The sequence below is a fragment of the Priestia sp. YIM B13490 genome (assembly GCF_042787735.1).
In the GTDB taxonomy this organism is placed as follows: Bacteria; Bacillota; Bacilli; order Bacillales; family Bacillaceae_H; genus Priestia; species Priestia megaterium.
Window position 1 is genome coordinate 629790 of sequence record NZ_JBHZOT010000002.1, and the last position, 17304, is coordinate 647093.

Here is a 17304-nt window from a genome sequence, read left to right on the forward strand (position 1 = left end):
CGTTGATTTTACTCAACGGGTTCTTTTTATCGGTTTCCAATAAATAAAAGCCATATGATATTGATACGTATATTCATATGTGCCATTTATTTTCTTTACATGCTGTAAAATAATCTTCTCAGTTTTTAACTTGTCAATATCTTTAGAAAGCACCTTTGTCGAGTTCTTCTTGATGAGATCTTCGTACGTCTCATAGGTTACCGTTTTGGTTATAGGAACCAGCTTACAATCTGCGTAAATACCCAGTTCATATAAAATATTTAGTAAGTCAATATATTCCTTACGGCGCCATTTAATCTCGTACCCAAGCTTTCTATGTAACTCTACGTAGTGAGGCTTTTCTGGACCCGTTGACATGCCTATAACCGCCAAACGATTAGCCGAATCGTTCATATTTAAGAGACCATCGACAATATTATGCATACGGTAAAAACAGTTTATTCCTACTACGGCATCGTAGTTATCTGTTAGACGCTCATACTCCCATTTACCTTCTATGAACTTTAGATTAGAGCGGGCATCTGATTGCGTTTGTAAGTAGCGAATAATGCTTGGCGAACAATCCATACACGTAAGTTCTTTTACATAATCAGCAATCGAAAACGTATAATTTCCCCAGCCAGGGCCAATTTCCATAACAGAGTCATTTGGATTCAAAAAAGCAAGAAGTTCTTGTTGAAGCTGTTTTACTACAGGGTCATTTACTGAATTAAAAGACATTTTCTCTAAATACTGCTGCCAAAATTCATCTTCAGCTCGGTCGTTTATCATCCGTTCCGATATTGAACCGTCCCATTCTTTCAGCCCTTCCTGCCACTTTTTTACACGATCACTTTCATATACCGAAAATTTTGTAAGCTGCATGCATTCACGTTCCCCTCTTTTATACGTAAACCTATACTATCATAAAGAAAAAGAGAGTTCCTTTTTAAACTGGAACTCTCTTTTTATATTAGTTAAATTATGCTGCTGCCTCTTCCTCTGTGTGATGCTTCTCTTTTCTGGCATTGATATAAAACATTATCAATGAAAGAGTGATGAAGATTGCTGCAAAGATTCCAAGTACGCCAGCCTGATGCCATACATAGCCGAAATCATCACCAATTGAGATGATTTCACGGAAACCGCGAATTGCATAGGTCATAGGCAAGTACGGATTAATTGCCTGGAAGAATTCCGGCACAAGTGCTTTAGGGAATGTACCTGCACTGCCGCCAATTTGAAGCAGCAGAATAATGAAGGCTAAATACTGCCCTACTTTTCCTAACCCTGTTGTTAAGAACAAGATAAGTGTAAAGAACGTCACACCTGTAATCATGGTAAAGATATAGAAGTGCCAAATGCTTGTTACGTTTAAATGCAAGCCCCATAGAAGAGCTGTAACAGCAATCGCTGCCTGCAGCATACCTACAATAGTGATGACACTAAACTTACTTAAGAACCACGAAATGCCTGATGTCGGTCGAATTGATGGCTCTTTCATTGGATATACCGCTGAGAACATTAACGTTCCCGCAAACAAGCCAATACATAAGATGTATGGAGCTAATCCGACACCGTACTTATCTACGTTGTTTTGTTTATCTGATTTTAAATCCGTTGGATTTGAAAACATGCTATATGTTTTATCATCCGCTTTAACATCTTTTGCATCTTTTGCACCATCTGCTAAAGATGAATGAAGCTCGCTTGTTCCATCTGATAATTTAGATGAACCATCATATAGTTTGGACGAACCATTTGTTAACTCTTTAGAACCATTTGCTAATTTGGTTGCCCCGTTTTCTAGCTGTGTTAAACCATTTGCTAGCGCTGCGCTTCCTTGTTCAGACTTCTTAAGTCCATCCACAATTTGCTGCTGCCCGTCAGCAAGCTTTCCAGCTCCTGTATGAGCGTCAGCAATACCGCTGTTTAGCTCTGCAAATTTGCTGTTGAACTGCTTTTCTCCGTCTGCTAGTTTAACAGCACCATTATATACTTTCGTTTGTCCATCGTACAGCTGACTTTGTCCATCAGCAATTTTATTAATAGCGCTTTGAATATCTTCTCCGCCTTTAGAAAGCTTTTGAAGCGCTGCTGATAATTCTTGCACTTTATCTACTTTTGCTTTTAGCTGCTCTGCTTTTTGCTGCTGTTCATCCATAAACTGCTGAGACGTCAGCTTTTTAATTCCTGCAATCAGCGTTTGTTTTTGCTCATCAGGAATGGACTCATTGCTGTTAATGCTGTCAATGAGAGCTTGCTGCTGCTGTTCAAACTCTGCTTTTTTTGAATCGACCTGCTGTTTAATCTGCGTAATTTCCTGTTCCGCTTGATTAATTTGCTGCGTAACGCTGCTCACTTCAGCGTCCACTTGATTTAAGCCGCTTGTGAACTGCGGAAGCTTTCCTTGAAGTGTCTGCGTTCCATCATTAAGCTGTTTGGTTGCACTTTGTAACTTTGACAATCCATCTCGAACACCAACAGCTCCAGTTTCTAATTGACTAGAAGCGCTATATAATTGACTGCTTCCACTCTCTAGCTTCCCTAAACCGCTGTTTAGGCTGCCTAAGTTTTCATTAATTGTGTCCGCACCGTTTAGGAGCTTAGCTGCACCTGCATTTAAATCTGTTGCTCCTTTTCGTGCATCCGTTAACCCACTTGCCAATTTAGCTGTACCGTCTTCGAATGTAACCGTGCTGTCTGCTAATTTCTTCATGTTATCTCGCAGCGTTTTTGAGCCATTTTCGAGCTCTCCTGCACCGTCACTTGCTTTTTGAAGACCGTCCGCTACTTGCTTAAAGCTGTCAAATACCGTTTCAGCATACTGCTTTGTGACTGCTTCTTTAATCTGATCATTGATTTTAGCCACTGCATTTGAGCTAATTTGAGCGCCTGAATAGTTCTTTCCGGCATTTGTATGATAGATAAATTTCATTTTTTTAGGATCTTTATCCATTAATGTTGTTGCATTTTTGGAGAAATTCTTTGGAATTTCTAAAACTAAATAGTAGTCCTCATTTTTTAGGCCTTCTAACGCTTTTTCTTTGTTCGTAAATTTCCAGTCAAATTTATCATTTTTCTTTAAATCATCAACAAAATCACGACCGACATTCAATTTCTTTCCATCTAACGTAGCACCTTTATCTTCATTTACCACTGCAACTGGAATTTGATCTGTTTTTCCATATGGATCCCAGTAAGCAGATAAAAAGATGACATTATAAAGTAATGGAACAAATAACAATCCGCAAATCACAACAATAGTCATTGGTTTGGAAAAGATTTTTTTCCATTCTCCTTTAATCATATTCATGTTTTTTAGCCTCCAATAATCCTTACTTCCGCCTGACTGTTTGACCGAAAAACATTTTCGGTCATTAAGTTCTGATTAATGTTACCATATTCACAAGAATAAGGTCAATCGTTATTCTGTAATTAAAAGCTGATTTTAGCAGAAAGTTTAAAATCAGCTTTTTTAAGATAACGTTCATGCTATAGGCTTAAATCATTAACTTCATCCGCATCGTTTTTAACAAGTGCCCTTCAAATTCATCATCAAATTCATCCACGAGCTGGAAACCTTTTGATTGATAAAAAGCACGGCCTATTCCGTTTTCCCTTTCTACGTTAATGTAAACGATTTTTAATTCCTTCGAGCGCTTCATTCCTTTTTCTAACAATTGCGAACCGATTCCTTTTCCTTGATAAGCAGGAAGTATATAGATAGATCCTAGTTCTATTTCCCCTTTGTTTTGTAGTCGGAAAAAGTTAGCGTACCCTACGATTTTCTCATCAATAGTTGCTACATAAATGAACGAATTGCGCAAGCGCCACAGCAGCCTTTTATTGGAGTATGCTTCTGAAAGAAACCGATTCTGAACGCTTCTAGGAATAATCCCTTCATATGTATCATACCAGCTCATCTTTGCGACGTATTGAACAGACGTAATATCTTCTTTTCTCATTTTGCGAATGATTACCTCCACTCACATCCCTCCTGACAATTTGCTGCTAAAATCGTACATAATTTCACCTGAAAAATATAGTTATAAATATATATTTTTAATTGTAACGCTCTAGAAGCATTGATTGATTTTAGAACCTTATGTATAATCGAGATAGATACAAATTGAAAATGATTATCATTAACAGGAGTGCTGAATGATGAATTTAACTACCGTGAGTATTGGCGACAAAGTAAAAGTTAAAAACATTGAATTTTTAGATAGATCATTAGAACGCCGCCTTCTTTCTTTTGGAGTAAAAAAAGGCTGCGAACTGTGCATGAAGCAAAAAACCATCTTAGGGGGACCTTGTATTATTGAATGTCAAGGTCAAATGATTAGCATCCGAAAACGCGATGCGGCTAAAATTGAGGTTGAGACAGCATGAGTACAATTGCACTTTTAGGAAATCCAAACACAGGAAAAACTTCTTTATTCAATATATTAACAGATTCCTATGAATACGTAGGAAATTGGAGCGGTGTAACCGTTGAAAAGAAAGTTGGGTCTATTAAAAAGCAAAACAGCCAGCTGGTTGATTTGCCGGGTGTGTATGATTTTACTCCTCTTTCTTCAGATGAAGCAGTGGTAACTAACTTTTTGTTAACCGGAGAATTTAACAGTATGCTGAATATTGTAGACGCTTCTCAGTTTGAAAGAAGCATGCACCTCACTATTCAAGCATTGGAATATGGAAAGCCATTAGTAATCGGCTTAAATATGATTGATGTAGCGGAAAAACGTGGATTAACTTTTCATTTGGAAAAGCTTAGCAAATCATTACATATTCCGGTTTCTGCAATTATTGCCCGCAATGGAAAAGGAATTAATGAGCTTCTCTCCACTTTGAAGCAAGATTTAAAAGCCCCTTCATTTCAATTAAATTACGGGGAAACCGCTGAACAAGCAATTCATATGATTCAAACAAAAGCGGATGTCAGCAGATGGATTGCCATTCAATTTTTAGCGGAAAATAGCGTAATCGAATCAACATTAAAAGAAAAAACGAGTTACTCAGAGCTGCTTGAGCTTCGAAAAGCGGCTGCACAAAAATTAACCAAGCCGCTTAGCGAGCATTTCTTCGACGTGCGTACAGCATTTATTGAACGCATTTCCAGCGAGTGTATCATAAAGGGCAGCGAAACACCTCTAACCTTCACAGATCGAATCGATCGAATTGTGACGCATAAGTGGCTTGGTCTCCCTATTTTTCTTGGCTTAATGTATTTGATTTTTAATATTACGTTTACTTGGATTGGCGTTCCTCTTTCTGATAAACTGGACGGTTTTTTTGGCGGAACGCTTAGTAAAGGCGCTGATTCTCTTCTAACTGCAGCTGGTGCCGCTCCATTTATTCATGATTTAATTGTGGACGGCATCATCGCAGGCGTAGGCGGCGTACTAGTATTTGTACCACAAATTTTTGTCCTGTTCTTTTTCATTTCACTGCTTGAAGATTCAGGATACATGGCTCGAATTGCTGTAGTAATGGATCGTATCATGGAATTTTTCGGTTTGAACGGAAAAGCATTTATTCCGATGATTATTAGCTTTGGATGTAACGTACCAGGGATCATGGCCGCGCGTACAATTGAACAGCGAAAAGAGCGCCTTATGACCATTTTAGTAAATCCATTTATGAGCTGCTCAGCACGCCTTCCTGTATACGCTTTGTTTGTAGGTGCGTTTTTTGTACAAAACGGAGCAGCTGTGGTGTTTTCTATGTACTTGCTTGGCATTATTTTAGCACTTGTTGTAACGAAAATTTTATCAGTAACGCTTCTTAAAGACGAACAATCAACTTTTATTGTTGAACTTCCTCCTTACCGCGTACCTCAAGCCAAGACTCTTTGGAGAAGCACGTGGGAAAAAGGCCGAAATTTCGTCCGAAAAGCAGGTACGGTTATTTTAGCTGGCTCTGTATTTATCTGGCTATCATCTTACGCTGGCCCTGGCGGTTTTGGAGTAGATATGGAAAATAGCTTTATGGCTATTATTGGAGGTGCTATCGCTCCGCTATTTATACCTTTAGGTTTTGCGACATGGCAAGCTGTAGCATCACTGATTACAGGCTTCCTAGCAAAAGAAGTGGTTGTTTCGACTATGAGCATCATTTATAAAGTACAAGAAGGACAGCTTGGCGACACAATGAAGACATTCTTTACACCGCTAACAGCCTATACGTTTATGGTGTTTGTTCTTCTTTATGTTCCGTGTCTAGCAACCGTCGCTGTTATTCGACGAGAAACCGGCTCATTGAAATGGACAGCATTTGCTGTGGCCTACCCTTTGGTTGTCGCTTATCTCGTAGCTTTGCTTGTACACACTATTGGAAAAGTACTTGGTTTTTCTTAAAAGGAGTGAATAACATTGATTATTAACATTTTAATTGGGGTTTTGATATTTGGATATGCTCTTTATCATATGACAAAATTCTTCCGCAAGAGTACTCAGGGAAAATGTGCAAGCTGCGCACAGCAATCTTCTTGTGCAACGGATGATTGCGGTATTGACTGGGATAAAACGATTCAAGAGGCTCAAAATCAATCATCTTAATACATTAAAAAAGCATCCTGATAGATGGGATGCTTTTTTAATGTTACGCAACTAGTTTTAAAATGAGATGAGAAAGGACTTCCTTTTCCTCTTCACTGCTGACTTTCCATAACTCATGAAGGACTTTTTCTTCTCGGTTTCGAGGCTCCTCATTTTTGGCTAAATAGCTAGCCACTTTTTTTGTAGCGGCCGTTAATTGTTCCTCACTTAACCCGAGCTTTTTACCGACATGAACTTTTTGACTTAAATAATCGGTAAACGTATCAAAGTTCTGCAAAATTGCTTCTTTTTTCTCCGTCCCTAAATTATCTGCCGTTTCTTCAATTTTATTCATGTCTTTTGTAGTTCCTTCATTCATTTGACTCACAGTTAACATCTCCCTTTTAGTGAATAGACTGGTATGTTCTTTCACGCTCAGCTTCTGGTTTTTCGTCTGGCGTCATCTTTTCCTTACTTATTTCAGAAGTTGCATCTTTCACTTTTTCACCAATTTGCTGTAAATCACTTTTAGCATCTTCTACCGTCGATTTTGCATCATGCGTAACGCTTTTCACATCTTCTGCTTGCTTAAAGAAATCTTCATTTACACGCTCGTACAAATGTTTAGCATCATTAATTGCATCTTTTAAAAGATTCGATGCGTTTTTCATTTGCTGCACCATTTTTTCTTTTGTTTCTTGAGGGTTCTCTTTTACTTGATTAATCATGTTTGCAGAAGAGTCCTTTAATGTAACGGCTCTTCTTTTAACAGATGAGCGAGTTTTATTATCAAGTAATGTTATACATCCACCCACAACTGCCCCGACAACAACACCTTTTACTAGCTTGCTGCTACAGCTTTTTCCAGTGCTAACAGCAGTAGTGCTATTAGCTGTCTGTGGATTGTTATTGATTCCTACGTCGTTATTAATGCCTGCGCTGTTGCTTAAAGCAGGGTTTTGTAATTCAGATCGGCTTCTTTCCATTTTTACTGCCTCCTTTAGCATTGTTATTGAGTGATTTCCCATCTTTTTTTATATTTAAACAATTGAACACAAAAAACATGACTAAAGGCCACCTTTTTGCTCCCACTAGTCAAGAATAACTATGTATTAAAAAAGCTCCCCTTTTTTAACGGAAAAGCGCAAGCCGGATTTTTGTAAAAGGATTGTCAGCACCGGTATAATAAGAAGTACTTTAAAATAAATTTTATACTATTGGTCATAGGGGTGAAGCAATTGAGCCAGCTTAATAAGGAATTTAACTGTGAAAAAGAATTAACGCTTGCTATTATCGGTGGGAAATGGAAGATGCTGATACTATGGCACTTAGGACGTGAAGGAACAAAACGGTTCGGGGAACTAAAATCGCTTATTCCTGATATTACGCCGCGTATGCTGGTTAACCAGCTGCGGGAACTGGAAGAAGATCTAATTGTTAACCGTAAAGTTTATCCTGTCGTACCACCTAAAGTCGAATACTCACTTACAAAAGAAGGAGAAAGTTTAATGCCCATTTTGACAGCCATGTATGATTGGGGTAAAAATTACCGTGATACAGTGCTGATCAATCAAGAACAAAAGGCGGAAACGTTGATTAAATGATGGAAACTACTCCTTCTATTCCATAGTTTTTATTTTTTTATGCGGATGATGTTACTCAACATCATCCGCATTTTTAATAAAGATTAAGCGGTTACAAGACTGATATGTCCATTAGTATACTTCTGTATACTATCATTCCCCACACTATTTGTGGGAAAAGTGCGTACTTTTAAGAACCTCAAACTGCGGGTACAATAACTACACCAGCTGCTTTATATGTAAAAAAGCACAAAAGGTATTTATACATTTCTGTAAGGAGTGGAGTAGAATGGAATTACAATTAGCATTAGATCTTGTTAATATCTCTCAAGCAAAAGAGGTAGTAAAAGAAGTTGAAGAACATATTGATATCGTGGAAATCGGTACGCCCGTTGTAATCAATGAAGGGCTTCGCGCCGTTAAAGAAATTAAAGAAGCATTTCCTAATTTAAAAGTATTAGCTGACCTAAAAATTATGGATGCAGCTGGCTATGAAGTACAGCAAGCTTCTCAAGCTGGAGCAGACATCATTACCATCTTAGGTGTTGCTGAAGATATGTCAATTAAAGGTGCAGTTGAAGAAGCCAAAAAACAAGGTAAAAAAATTCTAGTCGATATGATTGGGGTAAAAGATATTAAAGGACGCGCAAAAGAGCTAGACGAATTTGGCGTTGACTATATCTGTGTACACACAGGATACGACCTTCAAGCTGTTGGTCAAAACTCTTTTGAAGATTTAGTAACAATCAAAAGCGTTGTAAAAAATGCAAAAACAGCCGTTGCTGGCGGAATTAAATTAGAATCTTTACCTGAAGTAGTAAAAGCACAGCCTGATCTTGTTATCGTTGGCGGAGGAATCACGAGCCAAGACGATAAAAAATCAGTTGCTTCTCAAATGAAAGAGCTTATTACAAATTAAGGAGCTTTCTATGCAGACGAGCGAACATTTAAAAACAGTTATGAATGAGCTTTTACAAACAACAGCTCTAATCGCTGATGATGAAGCTGAGCAGCTTGTAAATGGCATCATCTCATCTAAAAAAGTGTTTGTCACTGGAGCAGGCCGTTCAGGTCTTATGGGCAAGTCGTTTGCTATGCGTATGATGCATATGGGCATTGATGCTTATGTCATTGGAGAAACCGTGACGTCCACTTTCACGCAGGATGATTTATTAATCATCGGATCAGGTTCTGGGGAGACGAAGAGCTTGATTCCTATCGCTCAAAAAGCAAAAGAACTTGGAGGAAAAGTTGGAGTAGTCACAATTTCTCCCGACTCCACGCTTGGCAAGCTGGCTGACTTTATCGTGAAGCTGCCTGGTGCTCCTAAGGATCAAGAACAAAGCAGTTATCAAACAGTACAGCCTATGGCATCATTGTTTGAACAAACGCTTCTTCTCTTTTACGATGCGCTGATTCTTCGCTTCATGGAGAAGAAAGAACTTGATACCCATACAATGTACGGAAAGCATGCAAATTTAGAATAAAAAAAGGTCTTGCTCTAGGCAAGACCTTTTTTGTTTTGAAACTTTCTATTTCACCAAATATTTATTTATCGCATAACTAACTAAATGTACTTTATCGTTAACTTTTTTCAAAAACCCTATTCGAATTTTGTTGCATCTCCATAAAAGGGCTGCTCTGCAACTTTAATCGAGTCTGTTGGGCATCCTTCGTACGCTTCCATCATCTCATCTTGCTGATGTTCAGGAACCTCTTTTATTCCTTCGTTGTTATCTAACACAGCATAAGCAAGACCTTCTGAATCATAATCATAAAGATCTGGTGCGCTCCCTCCACATGCTCCGCAAGCAATACATGTTTCCTTATCTACCATCGTAAAAGCCATAAAAAAACCTCCTTTACCTTTTCACTTTCTCTTTCAGAAAGTTACGTTCAGTATAAGAAGGTTTTTTTAAATTCGTCTTAAATTATTTACTTAGATTCTCCGATATTCTCAAACATTTCATCTACATTTGGCTTTTTCTTAATTAATCCTGACTCTTTTAACCAGTCCACATTTGACTGCCATGATTCTTTCGTTTGACTGCCAAATCCGTGTTCAGACTTCATTTTCGGAAGTAAAATATTTAAACTTTTTGTTTCCACGTCTTTTTCAAGAGGGAAGTTTGATTTATCTTGGTTATCTAATAGAATTTGAAGTGATTCTTTTGGATGCTTCTCTGTGTACTCATATCCTTTTGTCGCGGCACGCCAAAACGCTTTAATCGTATCAGAATCTTTTGCCCATGTTTGATCCCCAGTAACTGCCACTAGCTCATAGTAAGATGGTACGCCGTAATCCGAAGGATCAATGTCAACCGTTTTGTATCCTTTTTTGTGAAGCAATGGTACTTCATGATTAATATATGCCCCTATTACGGCATCTACTTTTTTACTAATCAGCGATGAATTTAACTCAAATCCTACGTCTACTAGTTTGACTTTATTCGGATCTCCTCCATCGCTTTTCACCATTTTCTTTAGAACAGATTCACTTAATGGTGTTCCGCTGTAGCCTACTACTTTTCCTTCTAAATCTTTAGGACGCTTAATACCGCTATCTTTCAGCGCCACAACTCGGTTCAACGGAGACCTTACGATTGCTCCTACCGACTTTACCGGCACATCTTCATTTGCTCGTGCCATTGCTACATCAGGCTGATAATAAAGGCCGAGCGTAACTTTCCCCGCAGCTGCTAAATTAAGCGAGTCTGTTGGATTAGCAGGAAACTGTACTTTTACATTCAGCCCTTCTTTTTTGAAATATCCTTTTTCTTGTGCAGCGTAAATGAAGCTGTGCACTGCATTTGGATACCAATCAAGCATAATTGTAACGTCTTTTAATTTTTTACTGTCACCAGCTTTATTTTCCTTGTTCTGACCACAAGCAGCGAGCATCAAAACAAGCATCAGGCTTAAGCCAATTACAAACCATTTTTTCATTCTGTTTTCCTCCACTTTAATGAACGTTTTTCAAAACCTACTACAATAATAAAGAATAAAATACCAAGCGCAGATAAAATTACAATTGGTGCAAATACACCAGCTGCATCAAACTGTGTCATCATACGACGACTGAAATATCCTAAGCCTGCTTGTGCACCTAACCATTCGCCAATGGCAGCACCTATTATACTAAAGGTAACCGCTACTTTGAGCCCTGAATAAAAATGAGGCAGTGCAGAAGGAATGTTCAACTTAAAGAAAATATCTTTTTTTGTTGCTCCCATCGTTAACATGAGTTCTTTTAACTCTTTGTTTGTGGAACGAAGCCCGTCAAACGTGCTAACGGTAATGGGAAAAAACGTAATTAATACGGTCACAATCACTTTGCTCCAAATGGAGTAGCCAAACCAGAGAACAAATACAGGAGCAATGGCAATGGTCGGAATCATTTGTGACGCAATAATAAGCGGATAGAAGGCACGCTCAATAAGCGAGCTCCAATTCATCCACACGGCCAGCAGAACCCCTAGCACAACGGATATAACCAGCCCAATTATGACAATAGATAACGTAGCTGGTAAATGCTTAAACAATAAATCCATTCGCAAATCCCAAAGCTTCGTTAAAATACCGGTGGGCGTTGGTAAAATAAACGGATAGTTTACAATGCGTGCTCCAATTTCCCAAGCAGCCAGTAAAATGACTACTAATATCACTGAAGCTCCGTACTTTTTCATGTGTTCACCTTCGATCTAAGCTGTTCAATTAAATAATCTTTTACGTCAAGCACACGCTGTTGATTCAAATCTTTTTGCGTTCGAGGTCTGCTAAGCGGCACTTGAATCTCTTCAAGATGACTTACCGGCTTGTCTGAAAAGATAAAAATACGATCTGATAAAAAAAGCGCTTCGTTTACGTCATGAGTGATAAATAAGATGGTGTGCTTACGCTTTTGCCATTGTTCAAGCAGCCATTCTTGCATCGACAAACGCGTAATGGCATCAAGCGCACTGAAAGGCTCATCTAAAAGCAGTACGTTAGAACCGCTTAATACCGTTCGCAGAAAAGAAACACGCTGCTTCATCCCTCCAGACAAATCACTTGGAAAACGATTTTCATACCCTTTTAAACCAAACTCTTCGAGCAGCTGAGATACTTGCCTATGAGCACTTGCTTTTGACACATTGTGAAGCTCAAGCGGCAGCGCTGCATTGTCTAAAATCGTACGCCACGGAAGAAGCAAATCTTGCTGCGGCATGTAGCCTACTTTTCCAAGCCGCTTTTCATAAGACTGTCCGTTAATCACGATATCGCCTTCACTCTGCTGTTCAAGACCTGTAATGAGACGAAACAACGTACTTTTCCCAGAACCGCTCGCTCCAACGATACTGACAAACTCGCCTTCTTTCACGTCTAAGTTTAATGATGTTAAAATCGGTTGATCACCGTTTTTGTACGTAAAACTGACGTTTTGAAAAGATAACACAGACTTATTCATGAATTGGCCACATCGCTTCGTTATAAGCCATATCCCAGAACATATACTCAAAACGCGTTGTATTTAAGAAAATTTCTTCGAGCTTTTCTAACTCCACTTCTGATTTGTCTGCAGTAAGTGAGTCGAATAAATTAATACACCATGTCGCTAGTTCTCCAAATTCTTCTGAGCTGTACATTTCAATCCACTCATGATAAAACTCATTGTTAGCTCCAGGCTTTTCACTGAGTTCTTTTCCTATTTCCCAATAGCTCCACATACAAGGCAAAAGAGCCGCCACTAATTCAGCTAATGTTCCGCTTTGACCAACGTGCAGCATATAGTGTGTGTATGCAAGCGTTGTAGGAGATGGCTGCGCTTTTTCTAATTCTTTTTCGCTGATTTCAAATTTCTTGGCATACTCACGGTGCAGGCTCATTTCTTCGTTTAATGTAGAATCCAAAAGTGCAGCAAATTTCCCCATCGTTTGAACATCAGTAGCTTTCATGGCTCCAATCGCAAATAATTTGGCATAATCAATTAGGTAAAGGTAATCTTGAATCATGTAAAAGCGAAACTTCTCCTTTTCAAGCGTTCCGTCTCCCATTCCCTGTACAAAGGGATGATTATGATTTTGACGCCAAATAGGCTGCAGCTTTTCGTATAATCGTTCACTAAATTTCATGATGATCACTCCTTATGCGTATGCAGCCACGTATAAATGAACTGCACCATCACTTTTGTATATTGAATAAGCTGATTCATATCTAATTGTTCATTCACAGCATGTGCATTTGCTAAATTTCCCGGACCGTAAATAGCTGCCGGAATTCCCGCATCAGCTAGCCAACCGCCATCTGTTACGCTAGTTGACACATCGATTGGGGGCTTTTTCCCTTCAATTTGTTCATGAGTATTTGCAAGCAGCTGTACTCCAGCATGATTTTCATCAATTTCTAATGACGGGAAGATTTCTCCTCTGTCTTCAATCATTGATGTGCCTCCCCATTCAAAGGTTGGCAGGTTATCTTTTAACCATGGATCTGCTTTTGCAATAGCTAAAATGTATTCTTCCACTTCTTTTGATACTTGGTCGTATGATTCATTGGGATAATAGTGAACGGTGATCCACAGCCTGCATTCATCTGCAATAAACGCAGCATGCCTTCCCCCTTCGATTACTGCTGGATTAATCGTATTTGTTCCCGGCAAAAATCCTGGATAGCTTTTTGTAACAGCCCAGTGGCGCTCCAATTCTTGCAGCCCTCCGATCACTTTTGCCATCTTCTCAATAGCACTCGCAGCTAACAGACCTCCTCCAGCATGAATCATACTTCGGCGTGTACCGTCATGATAGGTTTTACTGCTTTTTATCGTAATCCATCCCGTGATCACTCCGCCTTGACCTTGAATATGTAAATCACTCGTATCAGCAACAAGCGCAAAGTCAGCTGTATATCCTTTCTGACAGCATTGCAGCGTACCTGCCTCTCCCACTTCTTCTCCTACAACGGATTCAAAAATCAAGTCTCCCGGCAGTTCGATTCCTGCTTCTGTTAAAAGCTGGACTGCAAATAATGCTCCTGCCAAGCCGCCTTTCATATCAGCAACTCCGCGTCCGATTATCATGTTGTCTTTTACCACAGCTTCAAACGGATTTGTCTCCCACTTTTCATTTTCTTGTACCTCAGCTACATCCATATGCCCGTTAATAATTAAGCTTTGATAGTCAGCTGATTTTTTCCCTTTTAGCGTGCCCACTACAATAGGATCGTTGCAATATAAATCCCACATATCGATGGAAAAACCGCAGCTTTTAAGGAAATCTGCTACGTAACGCTGCGCTTCATGAGAATTTCGTGCAGGAGGCGCCGGCGTTTTATATGAAACAAGCGTTTTTACTAACTGGATTAGCTCCCCTTTGCGCTCCTCTACCTGTTTGACAATCAAATCAATTGTTTCTTCCATGTATGACACCTTCCTTTACGCATAAAAAAACACTTCTTTCGCAGGAAAGAAGTGTTTTTGTTTATATACAAAAAATTATTATAACGAGTTCGTAAGGAAATACCATACAAAACATCCATTACAATACCTCTTTCCTACGCTAGTATTACCTAGTTCAGGTTATAAGGGTTAAGACTTCTCGTCTCTCTCAGCTTAGAAAGCACCCCTAGTGGCGTTGTATCTCTATAAAATTAAACGATTATCATATGTTTACCTGTAATAGTTTTATCATAGTAAAGCGTTTTATTCAATAGAAAGGTTCATGATTCAGCAATGAAAATAGTTTCCTTTTTAGTAAAATAAAAAGCACACACCTTTTTTAAGCAGTGTGTGCTCTTTACTTTTATAAGCTTACTAGTTAGCGGCTTTTTTAAAAATACGCGGTTTTTCCATTTAGACAGTGACAAGCTCAAGTTTTTGCCCCGGTCTCACTAACGAAAGCAGCTCATGATCTTCTTCTATTACATACCCAATCACATTCACATTAGCATTTGCAGGCAAATTCGTTTTAGCTATTTGAACCTCTCCTCTGTAACGTCCGTAGCCATCATTGTCCATTGTAATTGCTCCCATTCTGCGCTCTACTGTATGAAATGGCGGCACTGGTTTTACAGATCGAGTATCAACTAAACGCAGAACGTCTTTTGATACATCCGGACGCACGCTGTACGTTCCCTCTATATGAGGTGAACGAATGCGCAGCGGAATAATACGGCTTTCTTGATATTGAACCAAACGCTTTAATAAACTTGAACCGGCGCATGGATCTCCAATATAAACCTCTGCTACTCCGCATCCGTATAAATCTACTGCAGAGGTAAAAGGACATCTATTACGGTCTGTTTCTCTAGTAGGAAGACCTTGATAAATAGGGCCTCTTTTTTCGTCTTCTCCAGGAATATAAGCGCAGACTGGAATCCGAAGTTCATTAAATAAATCTGTCTGCTGTTGAAAAAACGTTTCTTCAAGCCCTGTTTCAGGCCGCGGATAAAAATTATGCCATGCAAGCAGCTGATGATGATGAAGACCTGCAGATAAGAGTGCTTCAATTTCTTGTTTGGATAACGTACTTGCATTAACAGCAATATAAAATTCATTCGCAAGCGAAAGAGTTTCTTCTGCGCTAAAGCCATCGTCTAGTCTAATACCAGATACGCCAAGTGAAGATAGCGACATAAGGCTTTCAATACCTAAATGAACTGGCGTATGCTTAGATACGTCTGCATACACGCTTATTCCACAATCTCTAGCCACATGAAGCAAGTCTTTTGCCCGTTCAGCCAAATCTCCTTTTTCTTCTGGAATGTGAAGCGAAGTGAATGCACGTGTGACGCCGCACTCACTCGCTTCTATTAATTTTTCGGGGGCATCACTATCATTTAAATAAAACGAAATACCGATCATTCAAACTCCCTCGCCATTTCATCGTTAAATCCAAAGAAATAGGTACAAACAAAGCCTGCTGCATAAGCAACAACTAATCCAAGTAAATAAAGAAGAATTTGATGCGCATGAACTAAAAACGTAAGCGGTAAACCTGATACCCCCACCGCTACAGTTGCAATATGAAAGTGCGCCTGAAATGCTCCGCCGATTCCAGCTCCGAGACAAGCGGTTAAGAATGGACGCCCTAAAGGAAGTGTGACTCCAAAAATAAGCGGCTCTCCGATTCCAAGCAGCCCTGAAGGAAGAGCGCCTCCAATTGCTCGCTTTAAACGTTTTTTCTTCGTTTTGATATAAATAGCAAAAGCGGCACCTACCTGACCGGCTCCGCCCATTGCTAGTATAGGAAGAAGCGGATCATCTCCAATTGAATTGATAAGCTCTAAATGAACAGGAGTAAGACCTTGATGCAGTCCTGTAATGACAAGCGGCAAGAACGTTGCTCCTAAAACAAAGCCTGCTACAACTCCTCCAACCTCTAAAACTCCTAAAAGGCCTTTTGTGATTCCATCTGAAATCAAACCTCCGATTGGCATGAACACTACATACGTAATAATGCCTGTAATTAACACCGTAACGGTCGGTGTAATAATAATATCCAGTGACTGAGGGACAAATTTACGCACTCGTTTTTCCACTACGGCCATAAAGATTGCTGCAAGCAATACGCCTATTAAGCCGCCCCGTCCCGGCAAAAGTGCTTCACCAAAAAGTTTAATATCAGCTACGGCAGGATTAATGACTAAAATACCGGCTAAGCCTCCTAGAGCCGGCGAACCACCAAATTCTTTTGCCGCATTAATACCTACTAAAATACCAAGATAAGCAAATAAACCGCTTCCGATAACGGTTAAAAGAATAGCAATCTGTGAATCTGCCGGAAGCCACTTCGCTTGAACAGCTGCTTTTGTCACTCCGGTGATAAGTCCAGATGCTACAAGAGCAGGTATTAACGGAATAAAAATACTCGCAATTCGGCGAAGCAAGAGCTTAAACGGAGTTGCATTTTTTTCTTTCAGCTCTGATTTCCGCTGAGCCGCACGATTTTCTAAATTAATACCGCCAGATTCATCAATTAACTTTCCAAATTCCTCTGTTACTTTGTTTACTTTTCCAGGACCAATAATGATTTGCAGCGTTTCTTCTTCAACTAATCCAAGTACGCCTTCAAGCTTTCGTATATCTGCCTTTTTTACAATTGAATCATCTTTTACAGTCACGCGCAGCCGAGTCATACAATGCGTATACGCTTCAATATTTGATGCTCCCCCAAGCATCTCCAAAATAACCTTTGCTAATTGATGATTATCTACAGACATGTTAA

The 17304-nt window shown here is 39.3% G+C and carries 19 protein-coding genes and 1 riboswitch; of the genes, 6 read left to right on the top strand and 13 right to left on the bottom strand.

The window, feature by feature from the left end:
• Positions 1–12: 12 nt before the first annotated feature.
• The 3 genes from ACFX4R_RS08555 to ACFX4R_RS08565 form a co-directional block, all read right to left on the bottom strand.
• The gene (locus tag ACFX4R_RS08555) at positions 13–864 is read right to left on the bottom strand and encodes a class I SAM-dependent methyltransferase (protein ID WP_377569359.1); all 852 of its coding nucleotides are present in this window, start codon (positions 862–864) and stop codon (positions 13–15) included.
• 97 nt (positions 865–961) lie between these two features.
• A complete protein-coding gene (locus ACFX4R_RS08560) occupies positions 962–3295 on the bottom strand; it encodes a YhgE/Pip domain-containing protein (protein ID WP_043980187.1) in 2334 nt (777 codons plus the stop codon).
• A 187-nt stretch (positions 3296–3482) separates the two neighbouring features.
• Complete coding sequence (locus tag ACFX4R_RS08565; RefSeq protein WP_322551754.1) at positions 3483–3968, bottom strand: GNAT family N-acetyltransferase; 486 nt, start codon at positions 3966–3968, stop codon at positions 3483–3485.
• A gap of 175 nt (positions 3969–4143) precedes the next feature.
• On the opposite strand from ACFX4R_RS08565, the gene ACFX4R_RS08570 reads away from it, so the two are divergent.
• The 3 genes from ACFX4R_RS08570 to ACFX4R_RS08580 are packed head-to-tail and all read left to right on the top strand — an operon-like array spanning position 4144 to position 6542.
• Positions 4144–4374: a FeoA family protein gene (locus tag ACFX4R_RS08570; RefSeq protein ID WP_013055605.1), complete on the top strand. Its 231-nt coding sequence runs from the start codon at positions 4144–4146 to the stop codon at positions 4372–4374.
• The gene (gene feoB / locus ACFX4R_RS08575; RefSeq protein ID WP_043980190.1) at positions 4371–6341 is read left to right on the top strand and encodes a ferrous iron transport protein B; all 1971 of its coding nucleotides are present in this window, start codon (positions 4371–4373) and stop codon (positions 6339–6341) included. Before ACFX4R_RS08570 ends, feoB begins: the two co-directional genes overlap by 4 nt.
• A gap of 15 nt (positions 6342–6356) precedes the next feature.
• Positions 6357–6542, top strand: coding sequence for a FeoB-associated Cys-rich membrane protein (locus tag ACFX4R_RS08580; protein ID WP_013081918.1), 186 nt, complete (start codon positions 6357–6359; stop codon positions 6540–6542).
• 43 nt (positions 6543–6585) lie between these two features.
• On the opposite strand, the gene ACFX4R_RS08585 is transcribed toward ACFX4R_RS08580, so the two are convergent.
• On the bottom strand, positions 6586–6909 hold the full coding sequence (locus ACFX4R_RS08585; RefSeq protein ID WP_013055602.1) for a DUF3243 domain-containing protein: 324 nt from the start codon (positions 6907–6909) through the stop codon (positions 6586–6588).
• 16 nt (positions 6910–6925) lie between these two features.
• Complete coding sequence (locus tag ACFX4R_RS08590; protein WP_043980198.1) at positions 6926–7507, bottom strand: hypothetical protein; 582 nt, start codon at positions 7505–7507, stop codon at positions 6926–6928.
• Between the two features lie 252 nt (positions 7508–7759).
• Between ACFX4R_RS08590 and hxlR the strand changes: the two genes are divergently transcribed.
• From hxlR to hxlB, 3 genes are all read left to right on the top strand, one after another.
• Positions 7760–8125, top strand: coding sequence for a transcriptional activator HxlR (gene hxlR, locus ACFX4R_RS08595; protein WP_013055600.1), 366 nt, complete (start codon positions 7760–7762; stop codon positions 8123–8125).
• Positions 8126–8393: 268 nt separating this feature from the next.
• Complete coding sequence (gene hxlA, locus ACFX4R_RS08600; RefSeq protein WP_013055599.1) at positions 8394–9023, top strand: 3-hexulose-6-phosphate synthase; 630 nt, start codon at positions 8394–8396, stop codon at positions 9021–9023.
• A 10-nt stretch (positions 9024–9033) separates the two neighbouring features.
• Positions 9034–9591 carry a 6-phospho-3-hexuloisomerase gene (gene hxlB / locus ACFX4R_RS08605; RefSeq protein ID WP_013055598.1) on the top strand — a complete coding sequence of 186 codons (558 nt, stop codon included), beginning with the start codon at positions 9034–9036 and terminating at the stop codon, positions 9589–9591.
• Between the two features lie 116 nt (positions 9592–9707).
• Here hxlB and ACFX4R_RS08610 read toward each other — a convergent pair whose 3' ends face one another.
• From ACFX4R_RS08610 to ACFX4R_RS08645, 8 genes are all read right to left on the bottom strand, one after another.
• A complete protein-coding gene (locus ACFX4R_RS08610; RefSeq protein WP_043980201.1) occupies positions 9708–9953 on the bottom strand; it encodes a ferredoxin in 246 nt (81 codons plus the stop codon).
• An 86-nt stretch (positions 9954–10039) separates the two neighbouring features.
• Positions 10040–11050 carry an ABC transporter substrate-binding protein gene (locus ACFX4R_RS08615; RefSeq protein ID WP_016763180.1) on the bottom strand — a complete coding sequence of 337 codons (1011 nt, stop codon included), beginning with the start codon at positions 11048–11050 and terminating at the stop codon, positions 10040–10042.
• Positions 11047–11790, bottom strand: a complete 744-nt coding sequence (locus ACFX4R_RS08620) for an ABC transporter permease (RefSeq protein ID WP_043980206.1) — start codon at positions 11788–11790, stop codon at positions 11047–11049. The genes ACFX4R_RS08615 and ACFX4R_RS08620 overlap by 4 nt, the downstream gene beginning before the upstream one ends.
• Positions 11787–12551, bottom strand: a complete 765-nt coding sequence (locus tag ACFX4R_RS08625) for an ABC transporter ATP-binding protein (RefSeq protein WP_013081911.1) — start codon at positions 12549–12551, stop codon at positions 11787–11789. The genes ACFX4R_RS08620 and ACFX4R_RS08625 overlap by 4 nt, the downstream gene beginning before the upstream one ends.
• On the bottom strand, positions 12544–13215 hold the full coding sequence (gene tenA, locus ACFX4R_RS08630; RefSeq protein ID WP_377569362.1) for a thiaminase II: 672 nt from the start codon (positions 13213–13215) through the stop codon (positions 12544–12546). Before tenA ends, ACFX4R_RS08625 begins: the two co-directional genes overlap by 8 nt.
• A 5-nt stretch (positions 13216–13220) precedes the next feature.
• Entirely contained in the window at positions 13221–14498 is a 1278-nt protein-coding gene (locus ACFX4R_RS08635; protein WP_043980211.1) for an acetylornithine deacetylase, read from the bottom strand.
• Between the two features lie 114 nt (positions 14499–14612).
• Positions 14613–14715, bottom strand: a riboswitch (TPP riboswitch).
• Between the two features lie 215 nt (positions 14716–14930).
• The gene (locus ACFX4R_RS08640; RefSeq protein WP_043980214.1) at positions 14931–15941 is read right to left on the bottom strand and encodes a MupG family TIM beta-alpha barrel fold protein; all 1011 of its coding nucleotides are present in this window, start codon (positions 15939–15941) and stop codon (positions 14931–14933) included.
• Complete coding sequence (locus ACFX4R_RS08645; protein WP_025749740.1) at positions 15938–17299, bottom strand: PTS transporter subunit EIIC; 1362 nt, start codon at positions 17297–17299, stop codon at positions 15938–15940. Before ACFX4R_RS08645 ends, ACFX4R_RS08640 begins: the two co-directional genes overlap by 4 nt.
• Between the last annotated feature and the right edge of the window lie 5 nt (positions 17300–17304).